Raw genomic sequence first — 24,015 nt, forward strand, 5'->3', positions numbered from 1 at the left:
GAATGTTTTCCTCTTCCATTTCGTTCATGCTCAATTGATGATATTCATTTTTTGTTTTTTTTGCAGGAATGAAGACAGCTAAGGAGTTGTTTAAGGCGAGTTTTGATACAGCATCATCTACTTTATTGGTTTCTACACAGACATTTAAAATTACTTTATAAGAATCTCTATCTTTCCATTCTTTTTTTATGTTGTATTTTGATATAACTCCCTCAGTTTTTTTGACAATTGCATCATCTACAAGGATAAAGTTTTGAACCACTGTTTGAGCTTTTATTTTTATACCAGCTACCTGTTCAACGGCATTCCATTTTGCTCTTGATATTGCCTCAGCTTTTGCTGATGGAATATCATTGCCTGTAATTGCTGCATCTCCTTCAGAGTCAACGCATTGAATTTTTGCTTCAGCATAGCATGTGAAAAAAATCATTAAAAAAATGATAAAGATAGAAGTTTTCATTTTTCCTCATAAAAACTACAGGGCTCAATATGTGGTGATATCAGGAAAAAGCCTTCCTCTTCCTTTAATATCCCTTTAAACTTCAAAACCTTTAATGCCTTTGTAATGGCTTCTCTTGAAGCACCTGTACAGGAAGCAAGTTCTCTATGAGTGATCTTTTTGATTCTTATCAATCCATCTCTGGTTTTCTCTCCTTCCTTTTCAGCAACGTTCATGAGAAATTTTATGATTCTCCTGCTAACATCCAAAAATGCCATCGCACCAAGCATTTCATCGGTCATCCTTATTCTTTCAACAAGAGCAGAAAGAAGAGAGATAACAATCATAGGATTATTTTTGAGTAATTTTAGAAAATGCTCTCTTTTAAGCACTCCAACAACAGAATCCTCAATAGCAATAATTGTTGCTGAACGAGGTCTACCATCAAGAAGACTTAATTCTCCAAAGAAATCACCTTTTTTAAAAATATTAAGAATGAGTTCTTTCCCATCCGAATCTAAGAGACAGGCTTTAACTGCACCATCAAGAATAATGTAAAGATCAGTACTTTCATCAGATTGATAGAAGATAATTTCTCCCTTCTTTACTCTGTATATTTTAAAACCCTTAGAAATAAGAGTTAGATGTTCATCAGAAAGACTTTGAAAAATAGGAATTTCTTTTAAAATTTGAAGAATATCAATATTTGACATACTCCAGTTTATCAAAACATTGTAAAGGAGTCAAGAGAGCGAACTTCCAAAAATTACTTAAGAGAGAAGGAAGGGGTAAAAGTAAGCAGAAAGCTATTGATTTCACCCATGATAGATAATGCGGGGTTTGTCTTAACCTCTGGGATAGAGGTATATGGTTATCCAGAAGAAGTAGAGTTTAAAGAGATCCGGTTATCATAATATTTCTTCATTTACTTTCAAAAGTTAATGTGAAAATTACCTTGCAATCATTGTCATAAAGCATTATAATTTGAAAAAAGCCTTAGGAGTGTGTTATGAAAAAGCCTTTGTTTGCTTTATTTATTGTTTTATTTATTGCTTCCTGTGCTACCATGCCCGAGGTAAAAAAAGAGAGTCATCAAACAGAAATATCAGAGGAAGAGCTTCCAAAAACAGTTGCCATTCTTCCCTTTGAAAATAAAACAGAAGAGCTTGGAATAGCAAACCAGGTAAGAAAAGCCTTTTACAATCACTTTAGCTCTAAGCCTTACAGGGATATTGAACTGAGCATTGTTGATGAAAAAATAATTCAGCTTGAAAAATCAAAGGGCAAAAATATTCTTGAAATTCCACCAAAGGAGATATGTGAGGCTCTTGGATGCGATGGATTGATTTATGGTAGAGTTACTGACTACAAAAAAATTTATGCAGTTGCCTACTCACAGCTTGGCATAGAAGCTGAAGTCTGGATGATAAATACAAGGACAGGAAAAGAGGTTCTCAGACTGAAAGACTCTGTCAGATACCATGAGGGTGGAATTCCACTTTCTCCATTAAGTGCGGTCATGACAGCAATATCAACAGCAATGAACATAAGGGATATTCAACAGGTAAGAATGCTCAATGAACTTTGCTATAAATTCAATGAAAAAATTCCTTCACCATCTGGCATTGTTGAAGAAAGACCTGTAATTAAAGAGGTTATTACAAATGCCAAGGATTCTCCCTTTGGTAAAGGGAAGATCATAAAGGTTGGTTTAGAAGGAGACAGAGGAATGGTTGCCAGCTTTGATATTGGTAACTTTAAAAGAGGCATACCAATGAAAGAAACTCAGCCTGGAATTTATATTGGTGAATATGTTGTTATGCCCGATGATAATGTAAAAGAGGTTCCCATAATTATATCATTAAGAAAACCAGGCGGGTATGAAACTCAATGGATTGATGTAAGCGGATTTATTACAATTGACACAACAGCACCTCCTCAGGTAACAGGATTAAGGGCTAAAGGCTTTCATGATAGAATAGAAGTCTCATGGCAAGCTCTGAAAAATATCCCTGACTTAAAAGGCTATAAAGTTTTAAGAAGTGAACAACCACTTACAGGATTTCAAGAAATTGCAAGGGTTGAGCTTAATCTCTTTGAAGACAGAGCATTGGAGCATGGAAAAGTTTATTACTACAGGGTCATTGCATATGATACTGCGGGAAATGAATCGGAGATACAGGATGCTGTAAAAGCTTCTCTCACAACCAGACAACCACAGATAATCTCAGGAACAATTGAAAAAGATACAGTTCTTTCCGGAATTTATATTGTTAAGAATAGCTTTAGAATACCCAAAGGTTTAACACTAACAGTTGAGCCTGAGACAAGAATAATGTTTCATGAAGATTCTGAACTTATTGTTGAAGGCAAGATTGTCATAGATACAAAGGATGCTTCTGTGGAGTTTATTTCAGCTACTGATAAAAAATGGAGAGGGATAGCTGTTAAAGAAGGAGAGGTAAACATAAACGGATTCAGGCTCAAAAATGCACATACGGGATTGATTTTAAATTCAGCCCGTGGTTTTGTTGAAAACGGAGTAATAACTGATTGTGATACAGGGATTTTAATATCAGGAATGCCCTCTGCCTCAATTAAAAATTCAACAATTTCAGGAAATAAAATAGGAATTGAACTCGTAAGAACCTCTTCTGCAATTTCCATGAACACCATATTCCAGAATGAGACAGGTATTAAGATTAACGAATTTTCGGGCGATTTAAAGGATAACAACATTTACGATAACAATGTGAATATTTCCTCAGAAACAATTTTAAAGATTGCGGCAAATTACTTTGGTTCGATAAACATTGATGAGATGAAGCTCAAAAATATTCAGGTAAGCAGTGTCTATAATCTTAGAATTCCTGAGGGAAAAGTTATAAATGCCATTGCAAATCCCTATTCAACTCTTTCTCAGCAAGAGAGGCAGAAAAAGGCAACAGAATTTGTTATTGAAGGAGGAAACTACTTCAGACAGAGAAACTATGGAAAAGCTGTAACACTTTTTGAAGAGGCACTTAAAGCCCAGCCAACTGCAGAGGTTTATTATTATATTGCTATCTGCTATCAGGAGATGAGAGAAGATGAAAAGGCTTTGAATTATCTTAAAGAGGGAGTGGAAAAATTTCCAAAAGATTCAACACTGCAAAGATCCCTTGGTTTAATGTATTATCAAAGGGGCATGGAAGATGAGGCAAAAAGGGTATTTGAAGAGGTTCTGAGACTTAATCCAGAGGACAGACAGATAAAATTTTTAATGGAAAGACTAATAATTAAATAATTCAGGAGGTTAAAAATGAAAAAATTAGTTTTGGCAATTTTTTTAATCGGACTGATGTTTACATTTGCTTCATCAGGTTTATCAACAACAAAATCCTTTGAGCAATCTAATTCATGCAATATTAACTCAGAAAATACTCTTCTCGCAGAAGCGGCAAACTGCTCTCAATGGAGTCTTCAACCAAATGGTTGCTATGAAAGGGTATGTTGCTGTGATAAAAATGGACAACATTGGTGTGAAAGATGTTGTCCTGATAAAAATGGCAAATGCGTTGCCTATAAAGTAAAGTGCTAATTATTTAATTAAAGCTGTTCAATAAAGATTAAATCTTATTTTGTCATAGCAGGTGACATGTTCTGAGCCCTTTAATTAAGCTCAAAGTAAACTCTGCGAGAGTGAAACCAAAGACATAGAAAAACTAAGATTTAAGAATTGGAAAGAATCAGTCTTGAAAATTTTTTTATTAGCAATCTTAAAGTAGCTAAAAAAATTTTTTAAAGATATACTTTAATAAAGATGGCAAAATTTACTTTAAGTATTAAGTGGCTTACTGTACTGGTAATGATAGCTCTGGCTACAGGCATTGCCATAACCAATTATTTAGTTTCTTACCATCTTTATGAGCAATATCTCATTCATCATATGAAAACAGTTTCATCTTTTTTTAAAGGAGAAGTTGAGAAATTAATGAGTCCTGTTGAAACTTTTCTTTATAACATTCAGGCTCTTGTTTGCTGTAAAATTTTAAACTTTAATGACATTGAAAAAACCAATAAATTTCTGATGGATTTTATGAAAAAGTATCCCTATGTAACATCAATAAATTACGGAGATGGGAAGGGAAATGGCTATCTTATTTTAAATGATAGAGACAAATGGCTTAACAGAATTAAAAAAGCAGAAGACCGAGGATATGTAGTATGGAATACTCTCAACAATGATGGAGAAATAATAAATAAAAGACGAGTTAAGGATAATTACGATCCACGAAACACACTCTGGTATAAACAGGCACTTGAACGCAATGATATTCAATGGAGTGAACAGTATCAATTCAGGACAACAAAAAACCCTGGAGTTACAGCTTCTTTACTTTTGTGTGGTAATTCAAAAGAAGTTGTTGGCATTGATTTAATGATAAAGGATATCTCTTCGTTTTTATATAAAGCCAAAGAGATGCTTCATCCAGAAGTAAAGCTTTATCTTATCTTAGACAACAAGTACTTAATAGCTTTTATTGATGAAATTACTCCTAAGCCAGGAAAAATTTATAAAGTTAATAAGGACCAGTTCCCTCTACTCTACCATGCCCTGTATTCAGGAAAAGATAAAATCAGTTTTCACAATCAAAAATGGTTCGTAAAAATAGAAAATTGGAACATGAAAAATAGAAAACTTTCTCTTGTAACAATGACACCAGAGATAGTCATTAAAAAAAGCCTATACATTCATCTCTTTTATCAGATTTTTACTTCTCTGGTTCTTATTTTTTTCGTGCTCCTTTATATTACAAAAAAATACATAAATCCCATAATTGAGATTTCAGGACAGACAGCTTATCTTGGATTTAAAGAGATATACCTTGAAAAATATTCTCAAAGAACAGATGAAATAGGATATTTAAGCAGAGCCATCTCTTTTGCTTCGTTAAAAATCCTTAAGACAAGAGAAATGGAAAGAAAAATGGAAGAATTTCACTATTTTGAATCTGTAAGGCGTGCTCTTGGTGAAGCAGTGCACAGATTTAAGGATTTAATCAACATAATTCATGGATTTGCCAGTATTGCTCAGCCAAAAGTATCAGAGGAATTTGTTAGAAATGCCTTTGACCAGATAATTAATGCATCAAAAAGGGCGATATATCTTTCAAAAGAAATCTTAAATGTTACAGGTGAAAGAAAATATGAGATGAAGGTCTTTGATTTAAATTCTCTGATTCAGTCAATGAAAACAAAGATAAATGCTACTGTTGAAGACCATATTAATGTAGTTTACGAATTATCAAGCATTCCCCTCATGGTTAAGCTTGATATTCAAGCCTTTGATGAAGTTTTAACTCACTTAATACTCAATGCCCGTGATGCCATGCCAGAAGGAGGAACAATAACAATAAAAACAGAGGCTGCTTCTCTGTTAGATAAAGAGTTTGCAGTTTTATCTGTAATAGATTCTGGAATTGGTATGGATGAGGCAACTCAGAAAAGAATATTTGAACCTTTTTTTACCACGAAAGGAGACAAGAGCATAGGACTTGGGCTTTCAATTGTTTATAAAATTATAAAAGGCCACGAAGGATTTATTGAAGTTGAAAGTGAGGTAGGTAAGGGAACAACCTTTAAAATTTATTTTCCCTTAATTAAGGATGTGGCAAGCCTAACAGCTTCTTCTGCTGAATAACATTCTATTATTCCAGGTATTTTCCATGTTTTAAGTCCTATGACTTTTTTACCAGTTTTTAATGCCAGAGCTATCTCACTGAGAGTGCCATACTCACCGCCAATGGCAATCAATACATCAGAGGCTCTCACTATAAGAGCATTTCTCATCTCTCCCAAGCCTGTAGGAATTGGAATTTTCACATAGGAATTGGCATCTTCTTTTTTAAGTGTTGGCAGTATTCCTACTGTAATGCCTCCTGCCTGAAAGGCTCCCCTGCTTGCTGCCTCCATTACTCCTCCTAAACCACCTGTAATAACAGTAATACCTTCCTTTGAAAGAAGTCTTCCTACCTCTTCTGCCAGTTCTAAAAGTTCTTTATCTGCTTTCCCTGCTCCAATGACTCCAACTGTTTTCATTTTATTTCAACCACTGTTACAGCATCTCCTCCTTCTTCAGCATTGCCCTTTCGGAAGCTTTTTACTGCAGGATGTTCCTTTAAGTAATCTCTTACAAAATCTCTTAAAATACCCTTCCCGATTCCATGAATAATAATTCCTGATGACGCCTCACTTAATGACAGTTTATTTAAAAATTTTTCTATAAGGGGAACTGACTCATCAACTCTTAAACTCCGAATGTCAAGCTTTGTAGTAATCTCCTCATCCTGCACAAAAGAAATATTCGATTTTTCTTCTTTTTGCTCTGGATTAATCTTTTCAAGCTCATCAATTTTTGCTTCTACAAACATTTTATCTGTCTGAATCTTTACTTTTTTATCTTCAATAAAAGCCACCTTTCCTGTAAGCCCGAGAGTTTTTACTCTTACAATATCACCAATCTGAATATTTTCAGGCACTCTTATTTCCTGAGACAGTAACTTTTTTGAGAATTCTGAAATTTTAAGAGATATTTCTTTAAGTTTTTTTCTATCTGCTTTTTTAGCTTCCTCATAAAGAATATTAACCTCTCTTTTCAATTTCATGAGCATATTATGAGCCTCTATTTTTGCCTCTTCAATGATTTTTCTCTTTTTTTCATAAGCAAGAGAAATCTCTTTTTCTAATTTCTCCTTTTCTGCAATGATGCTGTTTTTGATTTTTTCAATTTCATCAATTTTTTTATTATATTCAGCTTTAGCTTCTTCAAGCTCCTTCAAAAGTTTATAGATTTCTTTGTCCTGAGAGCCTTTTAATTCGTAAGCTCTCTTAATAAGCTTCTCAGGAAAACCATATTTTTGAGCAATCTGAAAGGCATAAGAAGGAGCTAAACTGCCAATGCTTAATTTATAAAGGGGAGACATGGTTTTTTCGTCAAAGAGCATAGAGGCTATTTCTATGTCTTCATTGGTTGTCGCAAAAATTTTAACTTTACTTAAATGGGTTGTCGCGAAGGTAAAAACTCCTCTGTCTTTTAAATCTTCAAGGATTGCACATGCCAAGGCAGAGCCTTCCTCAGGATCAGTATTTGTGCCTATTTCATCAAGAAGAACAAGACTATCAGAATTAGCCTCTTCAACTATTTTTTTGAGAGTTACTACATGCAAGGCAAAGCTTGAAAGATGCTCTTCAATAGAGTCTCCATGATAGAGGTCAACATAAATAGTTTTTACAAAAGGAATTGTGGAGGAAGGACTGGCAGATATGGGAAGTCCAGAGATAGCCATTGCAGTTAGAAGTCCTATTGTCTTCAGTGTTACAGTTTTGCCTCCTGCATTTGGTCCTGTAATTACAAGAACTTTTTTATTCCTCAGTTCTATCTGAAGAGGCACAACATCTCTGGAAAGCATCAGAACAGGATGTCTTGCATCAATTAGATTTATCATGATTTCTTTACTGAGTTGAGGAGCATGAGCATTAAATTTTCTGGAAAATTTATATATTGAAAGCATTTTATCAAAATAAATGAGTAATTTAAATTCTCTTTCAAGGGCATCACTGATTTGATGAATCTCAAAAGAGAGCTCCTTAAGTATTCTTGTTTCTTCAACTCTCTGTTCAATTAAAAGCTCTTCCAGTTTCTTGGATAAAGGCGTGATTTCAGCGGGTTCTATAAAAGCTGTTTCCCCTGAACGAGATATATCATGAACAATTCCTGCAACCTGTCCCTTTGAATCCATCCGAACAGGTATAACCCATCTGTTGTTTCTTTTTGTGATAAATCTGTCCTGAAGAAAAACCTGTATGTTTGGCCTGTTAATTATTTCTTCAAGCTTTTGTTTTATTCTTTCCTCTGTTATTTTTATCTGTTTTCTTATGTAATTCAGATACGCAGAGGCTGTATCAAGAATATTTCCCTCTTCATCAACGGTATTTTCAAGTATTTCAAGAAGATATGGTTGACCGATGGATAAACTGGTTTTAAGAATACTTTCTATTTTATCTCTTAAAAAAGGATAGTTTAAAAACTCATCAAGAAAAGGGGCTACTTTATCCAGAACTCTCAGAACCTTTAAAAATTGAGTTAACTCAGATGATTCAAAAATAGCTCCTTCTTTCTTTGCTCTATCAAGTAATTCAGAAATATCAGGGAAAAAAGATATTGGGAGCTCTTTTCCCTGATCAAGATATTTTTTTATTTCTTCAAATTCCTTAAGCGCCCTTTCTGCTTGTTCAAAGTCATCAAAAGGAAAAATCGCTTCAATAGCTTTTTTTGTAGCTGAGGAACTAGCAAACTCTTCTATTAAACTCAGAATTTTATAAAAATCTAAGTCCAGAAGAGCCTTTTTTTCAATCAATCAAGCTTCTCCAGAAGCTTCTTCTTTTTCTCATCAATTACTTTTGTAAGTTTTTCAATCTGATTTAAAATCTCTTTTTTAGCATCCTCTCCACGCTCTTTAATATCTTTGACTTTCTCTTTCAGCATTTCTGAGAATTCTTCAATCTCTTCATAAAGCTCTTCCGCTGCTCTGACAGTTTTTTTCTTAAGCTCTTTAGCTTTCTTTTTAATTTCTTTTCTTGTTTCTTCTCCTGACTTTGGTGCATAAAGAAGCGCAAAGGCTGCTCCAATTACCCCTCCTAAAAGAAACGCTGCTAAAATTTTGCCTTCCTCTCTCATTTTCGTCCTCCTTGATGTATTTGTTTAATTTTAACAAATTTTTATTGTATAATTAAAAAAAAACGGAGGTGGCTTATGCTTTCAAAAATACCTTTCTCAATGGAAAAATTAGAACAGGGAGACATTACCAGAGAAATTTTAAGAATAGGGCTTATTGCAGAGCTTGATGCTATCAATCTCTATGAACAACTTGCTTCATTAACAGATGATGAAAAAATTAAAGCTGTTTTTCTTGACATTGCAAGAGAAGAAAAAACCCATGTAGGTGAATTCCTCACTCTTCTCCTTATGAATGATGAAGAACAGGAAGATGAGCTTGAAGAAGGAAAAGAAGAAGTTGAGGAATTGTTTGAGGAAGAGGAAGAATAGTTAAAAGGGTTTTATAATTATCAAAGCGTATATCAAGTAAAAAGAACCTGAAAAAATTAAAGTAAGAGGGGAAATCTTTTTTCTTATAAAGATTTCCCCTAAAATTATTGCTCCTGATAAAATTGCCAAAGAAGCGCTCAATAGAGCATAACCAGTAATACTCCAGTCTGTAAAAATAATCCCCACAGATACTGGAAAAGTTGACTGAAAAACCATTGCACCAGTTACATTTCCCATTGCGAGAGTATCTCTTCCTTTAAATGTCCATGTTACAGAGTTAAATTTTTCAGGAAGCTCAGTTGCAACTGGAGCAATCAAAAGAGCAAATAAAAGAGGATCAAATCCTATCTTTAGAGAAACATGCTCAAGCGTAGAGACAAATCCATGAGCACATTCAATCATTATAAAAAGAGCAAGTAAAACCTGGGCAACCGACAACAAAGTCTCAAATCTTTTTATTGGCAGAACTTTTCCAAAAATTTTATCAAAATAAAGTTTTTCCTCATGTAAAATTCCTCCACTTTCACTTTTAAAGGTCACATAAAGATAGGCAATATAACAAAAAACAAGTAAAAAAGCCACTACAATATGTTGTTTTATAAGCATTGGAAGAAAAATTCCTGATGAATACATAATAAGAAAAAAAATTAAATCTCTCTTTATTGTAGGAATTTCTGCTTCAAAAACAAAAGCTCTCCTTTTTGAAATGTATCCAGAAAGAACTGTCAATCCTATCAATAAAAATGCCAGAGTAGAAAGCATAAAAGGCGCACCCAGAATTGCGCCAATGCCAATGCTATGGCCTGCCTCTCCTTTATGTAATAATATTGCAACCAGAGGTAAAATTGTCTCAGGAAGAGCTGTTCCCACTGCAGCAAGTATGCTTCCTGTAACTGCCTGACTAAGGGAAAGCTTTTTCCCGAAGACTTCAACTCCATTTGTAAAAATTTCCGCACTTAGTAGTATCAACATTAGATTAAAAAGTAGTAGAAAAATATCTGCAGTCATGCTTAAAATTATAATCTAAAGTTTTATTTCTTAACAAGGAGAAGTAGATGGAAAAATTTAAGCTATCTTTACAATTAACAGACAATGCAATAGAAGTTTTAAAAAGAAGGTATCTTAAAAAAGATGAAGAGGGCAAAATTATAGAAACACCAGAGGAATTATTCCATCGTGTAGCAACAGCAATTGCTCAAATAGACGCAATTTACGGCAAATCTGAAAAAGATGTCAATAAAACAAAAGAGGAATTCTACGAGCTTATGACAACACTTAAATTTTTGCCAAACTCTCCTACTTTAATGAATGCTGGAACTCCGCTCGGGCAACTTAGTGCCTGTTTTGTCTTACCAGTGGAAGACTCTATGGAAGGAATTTTTGATGCAGTAAAGTATGCTGCGATCATTCATAAATCAGGAGGAGGAACAGGTTTTAGTTTCTCTCGTCTCAGACCCAAAGGAGATGTTGTAGGCTCAACAAAGGGAATAAGTTCAGGTCCTGTATCATTCATGAGTGTTTTTGATTCTGCAACAGAAGCAGTAAAACAGGGCGGTCGTCGTAGAGGAGCTAATATGGGACTTCTAAGAGTTGATCATCCTGACATCGTTGAATTTATAAAATGTAAAGATGACCTTACAAAATTTACTAATTTTAATATCTCTGTTGGTCTCACTGAAGAGTTCATGAAAGCAGTTATAAATGATGAAGAATATGATCTTATAAATCCAAGAACACTGCAAACTGTAAAAAGGCTTAAAGCAAAAGAAGTTTTTGATCTTATTGTGCACCAGGCATGGAAAAATGGTGAACCAGGCATTGTTTTCCTTGACAGAATTAATGCTACAAATCCAACACCTGAGCTCGGTGAAATTGAAGCAACAAATCCCTGCGGAGAACAACCTCTTTTACCATATGAGTCCTGTAATCTTGGATCAATAAATCTTGCAAAGATGGTTAGAAACAACACTGTTGACTGGGAAGTTTTAAGAAGCACCGTATGGAAGGCTGTTCATTTCCTTGACAATGTAATTGATGCAAATAGGTACCCCTTAGAAATCATAGAAAAGAATACAAAGGCAAACAGAAAAATAGGGCTCGGAGTAATGGGCTGGGCTGATATGCTTGTTCAGTTAAAAATTCCTTACAACTCAAAGGAAGCTCTCAGTTTGGCAGAAGAGTTGATGAAGTTTATACTTCAAGAAGGAAGGAATGCTTCTCAAGAACTTGCAAAAGAAAGAGGAACCTTTCCTAACTATCCCAAGAGCATTTATTACGGAAAAATGCCTTTAAGAAATGCCACTATTACAACAGTGGCACCTACAGGAACACTGAGCATAATTGCAGGATGCTCTTCTGGAATTGAACCTCTTTTTGCAATATGTTTTGCAAGAAATGTGATGGATGGAACACGTCTTGTAGAAGTTAATCCTTATTTCAGAAAAGAGATGGAAAAATTAGGACTCTGGTCTGATGCTTTAGCTGAAAAGATAGCTGAAACAGGTTCAATTCAGGAAATTAAAGAAATTCCTGAGGAGATTAAAAAAATATTCGTTACAGCTCATGAAATCTCTCCATCTGAACATATTCGCATGCAGGCAGCATTTCAACAATATGTTGACAACGCAGTCAGCAAAACAGTAAATCTTCCAAATCATGCAACAGAGGAAGATGTAAGAGAAGTTTACCTTCTTGCCTATCGTCTTGGATGTAAAGGTGTTACTGTTTACAGAGATGGCTCAAGACAGGGACAGGTCATCCAGAAGACTAAAACAGAAGCTCAAAGCATTCCTTTAACTCTTAAACCAAGAAAAAGACCTGAGGTTCTAAAAGGAGTTACAAGGCTGATGAAAACAGGCTGCGGAAATCTTTATGTAACAATAAATAAAGATGAGGAAAGCAAACCCTTTGAAGTTTTCACAAATATAGGTAAAGCAGGTGGATGTGCTGCTTCTCAGGCAGAAGCAATTGGTAGACTTATATCTCTTGCTTTAAGAAGTGGTATTGAACCAGAGGAGATAATAAAACAGCTTAAAGGAATATCCTGTCATGCTCATGTTTGGTGTAGCAGTGGCAAAATTACAAGCTGTTCAGATGCAATTGCAAAGGCAATAGAAGCCGAAATAAGAGAAAGTTCACATAGCAAAATGGGTGATTCAAAAGCTTCAGGTGATTCAGTAGCTCAAAGGGTGAGTCAAAATTCAAAATTAACAGTTCAAATTTCAGATGATGAAGCAGCTCATTATGGAGCATGTCCTGAATGTGGAAGTGCACTTTCTTATGAAGAAGGATGCGTTATCTGTCACAGTTGTGGATTTACCAGATGTAGCTGAGATAAAATAAAATTAAGGATTCAAGCACCTGCGAGTGATTTAAAATTTATGAAAACACAGAGAAAGTTAATAATAGTTGGAGACAGAGTTCTTATTGAACCAGATGAGAGAATGGAAACACGGGCAGGACTCTTTTTACCTCCTACTGTAAAAGAAAAAGACAAAGTTCTTGGTGGAAGAGTTATAAAAGTGGGACCAGGTTATCCTGTGAATGACATCTCAGTTGTGCTTGAAGAACCATGGAAACAGACAAACACTGAACCCATAAGATACATACCCCTTCAGGCTCAGGAAGGTGATTACGCACTTTTTCTTAAAGATGCAGGAATTGAAATAGAATTTGAGGAAAAAAAGTATCTAATTGTGCCCCATTCTGCAATTCTTGCCCTTATAAGAACTACAATTGTAGAGGATGAAGATGATAGAGGATTTTAAATCAACTGATACATGGCGAGTATTTAGAATTCAGTCAGAACTTGTTGAAGGCTTTGAAACACTTCATGGAATAGGACCTGCAGTTTCAATATTTGGAAGTTCCAGATTAACAGAAGAAAGTTTTTATTATCAAGAAGCCTTCAAGACGGCAAAACTACTCAGTCAAGCAGGATTTTCAATAATTACTGGAGGCGGTCCTGGCATCATGGAAGCCGCCAATAAAGGTGCAAAACTTGGCAAAGGAAAATCAATAGGCTTGAATATTGAGTTGCCTCATGAACAGTATCCTAATAAATATCTTGATATTTCTTTAAACTTCCGTTACTTCTTTGTTAGAAAGCTCATGTTTATAAAATACTCTATTGGATTTATTATCTTCCCTGGCGGATTTGGAACTTTGGACGAACTTTTTGAAGCACTAACCCTTGTTCAAACAGGTAAGATTCTTTCATTTCCTATAATTCTTTATGGCGCTGAATACTGGAAAGGGCTTCTTGAATGGTTTAAAAATTCACCTAAGAGCATTGGTGCAATAAGCCTTGATGACTTTAAATACTTTGAAATTATTGACAATCCTGAGGCAGTCTCCAGTTATCTTAAAAACTATCTCACAAAGCTTGAAGTTCCTATACCGCCTCTTCATCACGAATGATACTGAAAAATCTCAAGAATTACAATAATCCACAAATAGAAGAAATTATAAAAAACGAGCATCTTCCTTTATACAGAGCAAAGCAACTTATTCACTGGATTTATAAAAAATTTGCCACTTCAATTTATGAAATCACAGAATTACCTAAATCGCTTAAAGAAAGTTTATCTAAAGAATACTATATTGGCAACATTAAACTGATTGAAAGAAAAATAAGTAAGGATAGCACTGAAAAATTTTTGTGGGAACTGGAAGATAAAGAAAAAATAGAGAGCGTGTTAATTCCTGACAGAAACAGACTCACGCTTTGCATATCAAGCCAGATTGGCTGTCCTCTTAAATGCAGGTTTTGTCTTACAGGCAGGATCGGATTTAAAAGAAATCTACATGCATGGGAAATAGTTGATCAGTTTATTCAGGTTAGCAGGTTAATAAAAAATGAAAATAAAAAAATCACTAATATTGTTTTTATGGGAATGGGTGAGCCTCTGCTGAATTTTGAAAATGTTGTTGAAGCATTGTGGAGATTTAAAAATTTAATTGAATTTTCACCACGAAGAATCACTATTTCAACTGCTGGTATCATTCCAGCGATTAAAGAGTTACCCAAGAAGGCTCCTTCAGTAAAGCTTGCAATATCCCTTAATGCGTCTGATGAAAAAACAAGAACCTCTATTATGCCAGTGAATAAAAAATATCCACTCCGTGAGCTTTTAAAAACACTTAAAGAATATCCACTAAAACCCAGAGAAAGAATTACCTTTGAATATGTCATGCTTAAAGGAGTCAATTCCTCTGAAACAGATGCTTTAAGGCTTGCGCAAATGCTTAAAGGAATACCATCAAAAATAAACCTTATACCTTTTAATCCATGGGAAGGATGTGAATTTAAAAAACCAGATGAATGGGAGGTACTTAAATTTCAGCAAATATTGATATCCCATGGCTATTCTGTGTTTATCAGAAAAAGCAAAGGACAGGACATTCTCGCAGCATGTGGACAGCTAAAAGCCCTCTATCTTTGTAGCACAGCTTCAACTATGCTTTAACTTCATCGTCTCCTTAATCATCAAAAGAAATTTTACATAGTCAAATCCAAAATTCATTAACTCTGTTTCGTCTTTCTTCATCTTTTCCACTCTTTCCTCAGAAACATCAAAAACCTGAAGAAATCTACTTTCAAAAACAAATCTTCTGAAAGCATCAATATCATAGCAAGCCATATAAAAAGCCTTAGCTTTCCTTTCATCAAGTCGCTCAGGTTTTAAATTTCTCTTAAAGAAAAGCTCCTTCCATCCTCTGTTCATATCATCATAAAGGTCAACTCCTTGATCCTTTCTCCATTCAGCCACTGTCCATTCTCTGTCTTCATTAAAGCCTTTGCAATGAGGCTCTTTAACAAAAAAATAATGTTCCTCTGTAATTCCATCTGTAAAGTCAAATTTTTTAAGAGACACCTGTCCTATAGGATAATATCTGCATGTAGCAGGCCTGTCTTCATAAACCGAACATCCTGCCTCACATAGAAAAGGGCAGGTTTTTTCTTCATCATCATTTTTATTCAAAAAAACAAATGGATAACCGCTCTTTGGTTCAATAAAAACATAGGTATACTTCATTAAAAACTCACCTGAAGAAATACCAAATCTATTTTTTAATCTCATTATGTCAAAGGGAGTTAGCATTATATCAATATTTTTACAACAGCTTTTGTAACAGGAAATGCCTGGATAACAGCGAAACTTAAACTTTGATTCTTCTGTAAGCTCCTCTGGAGCTATAGCATTAATGTTTAACATTATTCCTCCTCTTTAATTCTCTTTAATTATTTTTAAATAAACTTTTCTTGTTCTTGGTCCATCAAACTCACAGAAAAATATGCTCTGCCACTGTCCTAAAAGGAGATTACCATCTTCAATAAAAACAGTCACTGATGAACCTACGATTGTTGTTTTAATATGGCTGTCTGCATTGCCTTCCATGTGAAGATATCCTGCACCATAGGGTGCAATCTTTTTTAATGCATTGATGATGTCCTTTTTTACTGAAGGATCAGCCCCTTCGTTAATGGTTATGCCTGCTGTTGTGTGAGGAACATATAGGTAACACACTCCGTTTTTAATTCCACTGTCTCTAACAGTCTTTTCAACTTCATCTGTAATATCAACGAATTCTTCTCTTGAAGAAGTTTTTACTGTTAATGTTTTCATCACAGCTTAAGCCTCCTTATTCTTTCTACCGCTTCTTTTATTCTTTCCTTAGACTGTGTAAGGGCAAATCTTATGTATCCTTCTCCATATTCACCAAATCCCACTCCTGGTGTACATAAAACCCCAGCTTCCTTTAAAAGCTTTGCAACAAAGTCAATTGAATTTGTTCCACGTGGAACTTTCACCCACAGATAAAAGGTTGCCATAGGCTTTTTAACATCAAATCCTACGGCTTTAAGTCCTTCATATAGAATATCTCTCCTTTCTTTGAAAATATCTCTAATTCCTTTTAAAAAGCTATCATCTGTCTGAAGAGCAACTATACTTGCCTCCTGAATTGCCTGAAAAACACCAGAGTCAAGATTTGTTTTAACTTTACCAAGCCCGGAAAGAATATCTTTATTTCCAACAGCAAATCCTATTCTCCATCCTGTCATGTTATAAGTTTTTGAGAGAGAATGAAACTCTATGCCAACCTCCCTGGCTCCCTCTGTCTGCATAAAGCTGAGAGGCTTTTCTTCATAATAAACTTCAGAATAAGCTGCATCATGACATACAATAATATTATATTTTTTTGCAAACTCAACGACTTTTTTATAAAAATTTTCATCAGCTACAGCAGCCGTTGGATTGTTAGGGTAGTTGATAAACATAAGCTTTGCTTTTTTGCATACATCTTCAGGAATAATGTCAAGGTCTGGCAAAAATCCTTTCTCTTCTTTAAGAGGCATAAAATATGGAATACCTCCTGCAAACTTTGTCCCAACTGGATAAACTGGATATCCTGGATTGGGCACTAAAACAACATCTCCTGGATCAACAAAGGCAAGAGGAATGTGCCCAATGCCTTCTTTTGAACCAATAAGACTTAAAACTTCCTTTTCTGGATCAAGTTCAACATTAAACCTGGTTTTATACCAGTCTGAAACAGCTTTTCTGAAGGAAAACATTCCTTCATAACTTGGATATCTATGATGCTCTGGTTTTTCTACGGCTTTTTTCATTGCCTCTACAATATGGGAAGGAGTTGGAATATCAGGGTCTCCAATGCTTAAATCAATTAAATCTGCTCCCTTTGAAAGAGCTTCTCTTTTCATCTGATCAATTGCTGCAAAAAGATAAGGGGGCAAAGTTCTGATCCTTTCAGAGTACTGAATCTGCATAATACCTCCTGAATCATTGATTGTTTATTTAGTTTACAAAAAAATCAGTAATATTTCCAAATATTTTACCTGAACTTAAACTGTCCTTAGGTGCAAGGAATCTCTGAGAAATTCCAACATTAAAAAATATTGCTATTTTAAGACAAATCTTACAGGAAGGATGGCTCGGCAGGGGACTGGTTTACCATTTTTAGTGGCAGGTGAAAATTTTGATTTTTTTACTGCTTCAACAGCAGATTCTGTAAATCCATACGGAGCTCCTTGTATGACTTCAATGTTTATAAGTTCTCCCTTTTCATTAAGAGTAAGCCTTAAAATAACTCTTCCTTCCTTGCCAAGTCTTCTTGCAATCTGTGGATATACAGGAATTTCTCTGTGAATAAATTTTGGACCATAAGCTGTTCCAAATTCTGTATCAATCACTCCAGTTTTTTCTGTTGTTGAATGATCTGCAGAACTCAAACTGCCTGAACCTGTGGTTGCTGTAGTTTGATTTGATGATGCAGGCTCAATAACCATAGTTTTTTCTGTTTTAGAATTATCAACTGGCGCATCCTTCTTAGATTCAACAGTTGATTGTTTTTTCAATAAAGGCGCAAATGCTTTCCATGTTTTTTTGTGAGGCACATTAGGCATGCTTAAAGTTTCATGACTTTTTTGTAACTCTTCATTTATTATGAAAATTTCAACTGCCTGGCGTTCCTGGTTTAACCTGGCAAAACTTGAAAGTGTAATAAAAAACAAAATATGTAAAAAAATAGACAGCAAAATGAAATACTGCAATTTATTTACATAAAGTATTTTCATCTCTTATCTGAAAAACTTTTTTAAAACAAAAAAGCCATGAAAGCTTACTGAACCTTCATGGCTTTAACTTATCCTTCAGGACAAGCTTGAAAATTTTAAAATATTTTCCAAATTCAGGTCAAATTTTATTCTGCATTATTTCTAAAAAAATCTTAACAACCTCTGGATCAAAATGAATACCTGATTGAGAAACAATATACTGCAAAGCTCTTTCTTTGCTCCATGCAGGTCTGTAAGGTCTTTCATTTGTTAAAGCATCCCATACATCTACCACTGCAAATATTCTTGCAGAAAGAGGTATTTCTTTGCCCTTAAGCCCTCTTGGATATCCTGAGCCATCCCATTTTTCATGATGATAAAGCGGAATTTCAAGAGCAGGCAAAAGATATTCAACGCGGCTGAGCATGTTATATCCGTATTCAGGATGTTTTTTCATAATTTCCCATTCCTCTGAACTTAAAGGACCTGGCTTAAGAAGAATATTATCAGGAATTCCAAGTTTTCCGATATCATGAAGCAAGGCTCCCCATCTCACATATCTAAGTTTTTCACCTTTTATTCTAAATTTTTCAGCAATTTTTACTGTAAGCTCTGTAACTCTTTGAGAATGTCCTTCTGTCTCCTTGTCCCTTAAATCAAGAGCAAAAGAAAGGGCTTCAATAGTTTGGTCATAAGCTAAAAGAAGATCTTCTTTTGCACTCTGAATCTCAGACAAAATGTTTGCATTTTCCACTGCTATTGAAATTTGTCCTGTCAATGTTTCTAAAAAATTAAACCACTCTTCATCATGATTTAATTTTTTTCTCTGAAAAAATTCAACTACTCCCAGAAGCCTTCCCTTGGATATCATTGGACAAACATAGTAGTCTTCAAAACCTTGCATTTGCATAAGCATTTTTCTTAAGGGTTCATCCATTTCTTGTTGGCTTACTTTTAAAATTTTTCTTTCTCTGGCTGCTTTTCCAGGAATAAACTGTCCTATTTTTATTCTCTGCTTTTTAAATTCATCATTTAATAAGCCTCTTTGAACTTTGAAATAAAGTTCCTGTGTTGCTTCATCAAAAACAAGGATGCTTACAGCATCTATATTCAATAAATTAACGGCTGCATTAATAAAGACATCATAGATAACTCTTATATCAAAGCTTGAAATTATTGACAGATCAATATTTCTTAAAGCTGTAATCTTATTCAATCTATCAATTGACTGCTCAAAGAAGAGAGCATTTCTGAAGGCAATACCAAGAATTTCACTAAAGGAGACAAAAGCTTCAATTATCTTAGAATTAAAAAAATTTTTCTTGTTAGCATATAAATTCAAAGCTCCAAAAACTTCTCCATCAGCTATAATTGGGAAAGAAGCTGATGACTTAAAACCATATTTTTTAGCAGTTGAAAGCCAAAGTTTATACTGAGATGATTCTATATCTTGAAGAACTTGATATGTTTTAAATCTTATTGCTTTCCCAGTAGGACCTGATCCGTATTCAGATTCATCCCATCTTACCTTTATCTTTCCTGGATATGGATGCTCAGGAGGATATTGAACAAAAACACTTACAGAGCCATCCTTCTGCTTTTTACCAATCCAGCAAAGCTTTAAATTGAGTTCTTCAACACAAAGTTTAGCAACAGCCTCTGTTCTTTCTTTAAGAGTTAAGCCTTTAATAACCTGCTTTGTTACTTTATAAAGAGAATTTAAAATTTTATTTGCTGTCATTGCGTCAACATTGTCAGCGCCTTCAACTTCTCAGGCATTCTTAAAAATGTTCCACGTGGAACATTAAAATTTCTTTCTCTTGTCTATAATTCTTACTGCCTTGCCAGGAACTCTTTGAATTGTTCCCTCTGGAACAACCTGAATTTTACTGTGAAAGCCTAAAAAGTCATACAATTCAAGATCAAGATGTTCAAGTTCTTTTTGTGTAATCCCATTGTCTGCTTTTTCGATAATAATTGTCATTTCATCCTTGCCTTTTACTGTTTCTATGACAAGCTGGTAATATGGAGAAAGACCTTTGTATTTAAGCAAAATCTGTTCAACCTGTGAAGGATAAAAATTAACTCCTTTAACCTTGAGCATGTCATCAGTTCTTCCTCGAATTCTGCTTACACGAACATGAGTTCTTCCGCAATCACATTTTTCATAAGATAAAATACTCGATATGTCTCTTGTGCGATATCTGATTAATGGCAATCCTTCACGAGTAAGAGTTGTTATAACCATTTCTCCTTCCTGCCCCTGAGGCAATGGCTCTCCTGTTTCAGGATGGATAATCTCAACAATATAATGGTCTTCCCATACATGAATTCCTGCCCGTGCAGGACAATCAATTCCAAGGCCAACTCCACCTGTTTCAGTAAGTCCAATTATGTCAAAGGTTTTTACTCCCATGTCATCTTCAATCCTGCGCCTGTATTCATCTGACCATGTTTCAGCACCAAGTATGGCAACTCTGAGCTTAGTTTCTCTAAAATCAAATCCAGCTTCACGAGCAACTTCAATAAGCCTTGCAGGATAAGAAGCAATTGCTCCTATAGCAGTAACTTCAAGCTCTTTAATAAGTTTAAGCTGCATTAAAGACCTTCCTGCGCCTGCAGGAACAATAAAACAACCAAGAAGCTCAGCTCCGTAGTGAAAACCAAAGCCGCCATTGAAAAGTCCAAAGGAAGGCATTATCTGAATTCTATCCTTTTCAGTAAGACCAGCACAACTGAGACACCTTGCCATTATCTCTGCCCATTGTGCAATGTCTCCTTTTGTCATTGCATTTATCACTGGAATTCCTGTTGTTCCAGAGCTCATATGCATTCTTGCACACTCTGAAACATCACGAGCTATATGTTCAAAGGGATAACAATCTCTTAACTCATCCTTTGTTGTAAAAGGAAGAAATTTTAGATCATCAAGGCTTTTTATATCTTCTGGCTCAATGTGTTTATATTTTTCCTTAAGTTTTGACTTTGAATTTTTAAGATATTTTAAAGTTTTTCTAAGTCCTGTAAGTTGAATTTTTTCGATCTCTTGTCTTGGTAGTGTTTCTTTTTCAAGATTGAACATATTCGCACCCCTTTATAAAGGATTTTTTATTTTCATCATCGAGAATACTTATAAAGTCATCACAACTGAATAATTTTGTTTTCTGAACAAATACTCCAAGCAGAAAAGTATTAACATAACGCACTGGCACAGAAGTCATTGCTTTTTGTATTTCTTCTTTGCTAAAAATGAAGATTTTATCACCAAAACTTCTTGCATAATCTAACAAATCCTCACTTAAAAGAATCACCATATCAGCACTGCCTCTTCTTACAGTCCCGCTCATTCCTTCACCTATTTTCATCTGAATCTCAACTACGCCACCCTTTTTAGCCATTCCCTTTATTTCTGTGGAGCGGACCATAACTGCCTTTTTAATTGCAGCTTTGGCAATCATCTTTGAAAAAAATATTACACCCTGTCCACCTTTTCCAACTATGACCAGTTTCATTGCAATTCATTCCAACCTTTAAAATAAACTATTGCCTTTGCAGGACATACATGAATACAACATCCGCAACCTATGCAAAGGATTTTATCAATCTCTGCCCTGCCTTCATCTTCATTAAAAATTATTGCAGGACATTCAAATTCTACGGTGCAAATTCTACATCCTTTACATAGTTCCTTAGAAATCTGAACATTATACTTTGGATTAGCACTAAGTCCTTCTTTTGTATTAATGCATGGATGCCTGAATACAATCACCGCAGGTTCTTTTTTCTTAAGAACTTTTTTTGCCTCCTTAAGAGTTTTTATTGAAATATCAAAATCATAGGGATCTACAACATGAACAAAGTTAACTCCTATAGCTTTTACAAGATTTTCAATAACAATTGGCATTACAGGCTCACCGGAAGAGCTGAATTCATCAGAGAGAGTCTTCTGATTTCCTGTCATAGCAACTGTTTGATTATCAAGAATTACAACTAAAAAAGGCACTCTATAGTGTACTGCATCAATTAATGGTGGAATGCCTGAATGGAAAAAAGTTGAATCACCAATTATTGAAACAACATCCTGCTCTTTCTGTCCCAGCTCAAAAGCTTTTCTGAAGGCAAAACCAAAAGAAATACTCGCTCCCATATTCAAAACTGTATCAGTAACTCCAAAATTAAGTGCAAGGGTGTAGCAACCAATGTCTCCAGCATATATTGCTTTTTTACCAAATACTTTTTTCACTGCAAAAAGAGCTGCTCTGTGAGCACAACCAGGACAAAGAGAAGGTCTCTTAAGCGGAGGGACAGTGAATGTTTTTCTCCTTTTAATCAAGCCAAATTTCTCAAGAATTTCCTCACAAACCTCTGGTGTAAGCTCTCCTTGCTTAGGGACAATCCCATTTCTTCTTCCCTCTGTATCAAGCTGTAACTCAATTAAAGGATAGGATTCTTCAACAGTAACAATGCGATTGAAATTTCTATTAAAATTAATCATTTCCTTTGACAAAGGATAGGGAATATCAAATTTTGCAAGAGTAACTTTGTCATTTAACCCATATTCTTCAATGAGTTCATAAAGATATGCAAATACAGCACCACTTGAAAGAATGAGAATGTCTCCACTGAAAAACAGCTGAGGTTTGTTTCTCTCTGCAATCTCATCAATTTTTTTGTTTAAAATCCTGTGAAGTTCGAGCCTTTGCTTTGGTGTTGCAGCAAATCTGCTTAAGTTTTTTGACCATTCTTTTGATGTTTTAAAAACAGGATTTAAATCCAACCCTACAACTTCTTCCTCTATCTGCACCACTGCTCTTCCATGAGAAATTCTTGTAGTGCTTCGGAGCATAACTGGTATGCTGTATTTTTCGCTTAATTCAATTGCTTTCTTTGCAAAATCATAAGCTTCCTCTACAGTTGAAGGATCTAAAACTGGAATCTTTGCTGCCATTGCCATAAAACGGCTATCCTGCTCTGTTTGAGATGCATGAGGACCAGGGTCATCAACACTTATTACTACAAATCCTGCTACTGTTCCAACATAAGCAGAATTCATAAATGGATCCATTGCCACATTAAGACCTACCTGCTTCATTGTGACAGCACTTTTTATATTTGCAAGGCAAGCTCCATAGGCTACTTCATAGGCTACTTTTTCATTAACTGCCCAGTCAACAAAGGCATTCAATGACTTCTCTTTAACAATATTTTGTGCTGTTGGAATTATCTCACTTGAAGGAGTTCCGGGATAGCCTGTGATAAATCTTACTCCAGCATGAATCAATCCATAAGCAATTGCTTCATTACCAGAAAGATACTGTTTCAACATCTTTATATAATAAGAAAAATTTGACTTCTCACGCAACAGTAGCAAACAACTTGAAAAACTCTGTAGAAAATTACTCTCTTAGGCGATTTTAAAGATTGGTAATAGTTCTTAACAAAGTAGAGTTTGCACAGCTGCAACTGTTTGAACTCGAAAGGGTGAATTTTGCAGCTGTAAAGTATGGTAAAATGTTTAAAGTAATCCTATGAAAACTACCCACAAAATAATCATCGGAGATTCAAGATGGATGAAAGAACTTCCAGATGAATCCGTGCATCTTATTATTACATCTCCACCATATTGGCAGTTAAAAGATTATGGGAATGGAAAACAGATAGGATTTAACGATACTTATGAAGAATATATAAACAATCTTAATTTGGTCTGGAATGAATGCTATCGTGTTCTACATAAAGGTTGCAGATTGTGTATCAATATCGGAGACCAGTTTGCTCGTTCGGTTTATTACGGAAGATATAAAGTAATTCCAATAAGGACGGAAATCATCAAGTTCTGCGAAAGCGCAGGCTTCGATTATATGGGTGCTGTAATATGGCAAAAAGTTACAACCTGTAATACCACAGGGG

At 34.9% G+C, this 24,015-nt stretch carries 22 protein-coding genes and 1 pseudogene; 9 read left to right on the plus strand and 14 right to left on the minus strand.

The features are described 5' to 3' along the window. Positions 1 to 430, minus strand: a pseudogene (locus ACP5O9_RS06245) (hypothetical protein); the annotation flags it as partial. Between the two features lie 26 nt (positions 431 to 456). After that, positions 457 to 1,152 carry a Crp/Fnr family transcriptional regulator gene (locus ACP5O9_RS06250; RefSeq protein ID WP_353686230.1) on the minus strand — a complete coding sequence of 232 codons (696 nt, stop codon included), beginning with the start codon at positions 1,150 to 1,152 and terminating at the stop codon, positions 457 to 459. Between the two features lie 296 nt (positions 1,153 to 1,448). Here ACP5O9_RS06250 and ACP5O9_RS06255 point away from each other — a divergent pair, with 296 nt between their 5' ends. The 3 genes from ACP5O9_RS06255 to ACP5O9_RS06265 all read left to right on the plus strand — a co-directional run bounded on the left by ACP5O9_RS06255 (position 1,449) and on the right by ACP5O9_RS06265 (position 6,122). After that, on the plus strand, positions 1,449 to 3,725 hold the full coding sequence (locus ACP5O9_RS06255; RefSeq protein ID WP_428723646.1) for a GNA1162 family protein: 2,277 nt from the start codon (positions 1,449 to 1,451) through the stop codon (positions 3,723 to 3,725). A gap of 15 nt (positions 3,726 to 3,740) precedes the next feature. Continuing rightward, positions 3,741 to 4,019: a hypothetical protein gene (locus tag ACP5O9_RS06260; RefSeq protein WP_353686228.1), complete on the plus strand. Its 279-nt coding sequence runs from the start codon at positions 3,741 to 3,743 to the stop codon at positions 4,017 to 4,019. Positions 4,020 to 4,241: 222 nt separating this feature from the next. Further along, the gene (locus ACP5O9_RS06265) at positions 4,242 to 6,122 is read left to right on the plus strand and encodes an ATP-binding protein (RefSeq protein ID WP_428723647.1); all 1,881 of its coding nucleotides are present in this window, start codon (positions 4,242 to 4,244) and stop codon (positions 6,120 to 6,122) included. Here the strand turns inward: ACP5O9_RS06265 and ACP5O9_RS06270 are convergent. The 3 genes from ACP5O9_RS06270 to ACP5O9_RS06280 are packed head-to-tail and all read right to left on the minus strand — an operon-like array spanning position 6,068 to position 9,158. After that, positions 6,068 to 6,520 carry a TIGR00725 family protein gene (locus tag ACP5O9_RS06270; protein ID WP_353686226.1) on the minus strand — a complete coding sequence of 151 codons (453 nt, stop codon included), beginning with the start codon at positions 6,518 to 6,520 and terminating at the stop codon, positions 6,068 to 6,070. The genes ACP5O9_RS06265 and ACP5O9_RS06270 overlap by 55 nt on opposite strands. Then, positions 6,517 to 8,838, minus strand: coding sequence for an endonuclease MutS2 (locus ACP5O9_RS06275; RefSeq protein WP_428723648.1), 2,322 nt, complete (start codon positions 8,836 to 8,838; stop codon positions 6,517 to 6,519). Before ACP5O9_RS06275 ends, ACP5O9_RS06270 begins: the two co-directional genes overlap by 4 nt. After that, on the minus strand, positions 8,835 to 9,158 hold the full coding sequence (locus ACP5O9_RS06280; RefSeq protein ID WP_353686224.1) for a YtxH domain-containing protein: 324 nt from the start codon (positions 9,156 to 9,158) through the stop codon (positions 8,835 to 8,837). Before ACP5O9_RS06280 ends, ACP5O9_RS06275 begins: the two co-directional genes overlap by 4 nt. A gap of 75 nt (positions 9,159 to 9,233) precedes the next feature. Here ACP5O9_RS06280 and ACP5O9_RS06285 point away from each other — a divergent pair, with 75 nt between their 5' ends. Further along, on the plus strand, positions 9,234 to 9,527 hold the full coding sequence (locus tag ACP5O9_RS06285) for a ferritin family protein (protein ID WP_424905232.1): 294 nt from the start codon (positions 9,234 to 9,236) through the stop codon (positions 9,525 to 9,527). Here ACP5O9_RS06285 and ACP5O9_RS06290 read toward each other — a convergent pair whose 3' ends face one another. Beyond that, positions 9,528 to 10,535 carry a sodium:calcium antiporter gene (locus ACP5O9_RS06290; RefSeq protein ID WP_428723649.1) on the minus strand — a complete coding sequence of 336 codons (1,008 nt, stop codon included), beginning with the start codon at positions 10,533 to 10,535 and terminating at the stop codon, positions 9,528 to 9,530. 47 nt (positions 10,536 to 10,582) lie between these two features. On the opposite strand from ACP5O9_RS06290, the gene ACP5O9_RS06295 reads away from it, so the two are divergent. Genes ACP5O9_RS06295 through rlmN form a run of 4 tightly spaced genes read left to right on the plus strand, consistent with a single transcriptional unit; the run spans position 10,583 to position 14,995 of the window. Then, positions 10,583 to 12,859, plus strand: a complete 2,277-nt coding sequence (locus ACP5O9_RS06295; RefSeq protein ID WP_428723650.1) for a vitamin B12-dependent ribonucleotide reductase — start codon at positions 10,583 to 10,585, stop codon at positions 12,857 to 12,859. A gap of 48 nt (positions 12,860 to 12,907) precedes the next feature. Further along, on the plus strand, positions 12,908 to 13,294 hold the full coding sequence (locus ACP5O9_RS06300) for a co-chaperone GroES (protein ID WP_428723651.1): 387 nt from the start codon (positions 12,908 to 12,910) through the stop codon (positions 13,292 to 13,294). Then, positions 13,278 to 13,946, plus strand: coding sequence for a TIGR00730 family Rossman fold protein (locus tag ACP5O9_RS06305; RefSeq protein ID WP_353686219.1), 669 nt, complete (start codon positions 13,278 to 13,280; stop codon positions 13,944 to 13,946). Before ACP5O9_RS06300 ends, ACP5O9_RS06305 begins: the two co-directional genes overlap by 17 nt. Further along, entirely contained in the window at positions 13,943 to 14,995 is a 1,053-nt protein-coding gene (gene rlmN / locus ACP5O9_RS06310) for a 23S rRNA (adenine(2503)-C(2))-methyltransferase RlmN (protein WP_428723652.1), read from the plus strand. The genes ACP5O9_RS06305 and rlmN overlap by 4 nt, the downstream gene beginning before the upstream one ends. Here rlmN and ACP5O9_RS06315 read toward each other — a convergent pair. From ACP5O9_RS06315 to ACP5O9_RS06350, 8 genes are all read right to left on the minus strand, one after another. Further along, entirely contained in the window at positions 14,981 to 15,745 is a 765-nt protein-coding gene (locus tag ACP5O9_RS06315; protein WP_353686217.1) for a YkgJ family cysteine cluster protein, read from the minus strand. The two genes, rlmN and ACP5O9_RS06315, sit on opposite strands and share 15 nt — an antisense overlap. A gap of 12 nt (positions 15,746 to 15,757) precedes the next feature. Beyond that, positions 15,758 to 16,159: a secondary thiamine-phosphate synthase enzyme YjbQ gene (locus ACP5O9_RS06320; protein WP_353686216.1), complete on the minus strand. Its 402-nt coding sequence runs from the start codon at positions 16,157 to 16,159 to the stop codon at positions 15,758 to 15,760. After that, a complete protein-coding gene (locus tag ACP5O9_RS06325; protein WP_428723653.1) occupies positions 16,156 to 17,319 on the minus strand; it encodes an LL-diaminopimelate aminotransferase in 1,164 nt (387 codons plus the stop codon). The genes ACP5O9_RS06320 and ACP5O9_RS06325 overlap by 4 nt, the downstream gene beginning before the upstream one ends. Before the next feature lie 132 nt (positions 17,320 to 17,451). Then, complete coding sequence (locus ACP5O9_RS06330) at positions 17,452 to 18,126, minus strand: TonB family protein (RefSeq protein WP_428723654.1); 675 nt, start codon at positions 18,124 to 18,126, stop codon at positions 17,452 to 17,454. Between the two features lie 118 nt (positions 18,127 to 18,244). After that, on the minus strand, positions 18,245 to 19,846 hold the full coding sequence (locus ACP5O9_RS06335; RefSeq protein ID WP_428723655.1) for an HD domain-containing phosphohydrolase: 1,602 nt from the start codon (positions 19,844 to 19,846) through the stop codon (positions 18,245 to 18,247). A 63-nt stretch (positions 19,847 to 19,909) separates the two neighbouring features. Then, positions 19,910 to 21,187 carry a phenylacetate--CoA ligase gene (locus ACP5O9_RS06340; RefSeq protein ID WP_353686212.1) on the minus strand — a complete coding sequence of 426 codons (1,278 nt, stop codon included), beginning with the start codon at positions 21,185 to 21,187 and terminating at the stop codon, positions 19,910 to 19,912. Then, positions 21,174 to 21,617 carry a 2-oxoacid:acceptor oxidoreductase family protein gene (locus tag ACP5O9_RS06345; RefSeq protein WP_353686211.1) on the minus strand — a complete coding sequence of 148 codons (444 nt, stop codon included), beginning with the start codon at positions 21,615 to 21,617 and terminating at the stop codon, positions 21,174 to 21,176. Before ACP5O9_RS06345 ends, ACP5O9_RS06340 begins: the two co-directional genes overlap by 14 nt. Then, positions 21,614 to 23,431, minus strand: a complete 1,818-nt coding sequence (locus tag ACP5O9_RS06350) for a thiamine pyrophosphate-dependent enzyme (protein ID WP_353686210.1) — start codon at positions 23,429 to 23,431, stop codon at positions 21,614 to 21,616. The genes ACP5O9_RS06345 and ACP5O9_RS06350 overlap by 4 nt, the downstream gene beginning before the upstream one ends. Positions 23,432 to 23,633: 202 nt before the next feature. On the opposite strand from ACP5O9_RS06350, the gene ACP5O9_RS06355 reads away from it, so the two are divergent. Further along, the coding region (locus ACP5O9_RS06355; RefSeq protein WP_428723656.1) for a DNA-methyltransferase at positions 23,634 to 24,015 on the plus strand (382 nt) is incomplete at its 3' end.

Origin of the sequence: Thermodesulfovibrio sp. (genome assembly GCF_049969575.1) — a bacterium.
Lineage (GTDB): Bacteria > Nitrospirota > Thermodesulfovibrionia > Thermodesulfovibrionales > Thermodesulfovibrionaceae > Thermodesulfovibrio > Thermodesulfovibrio obliviosus.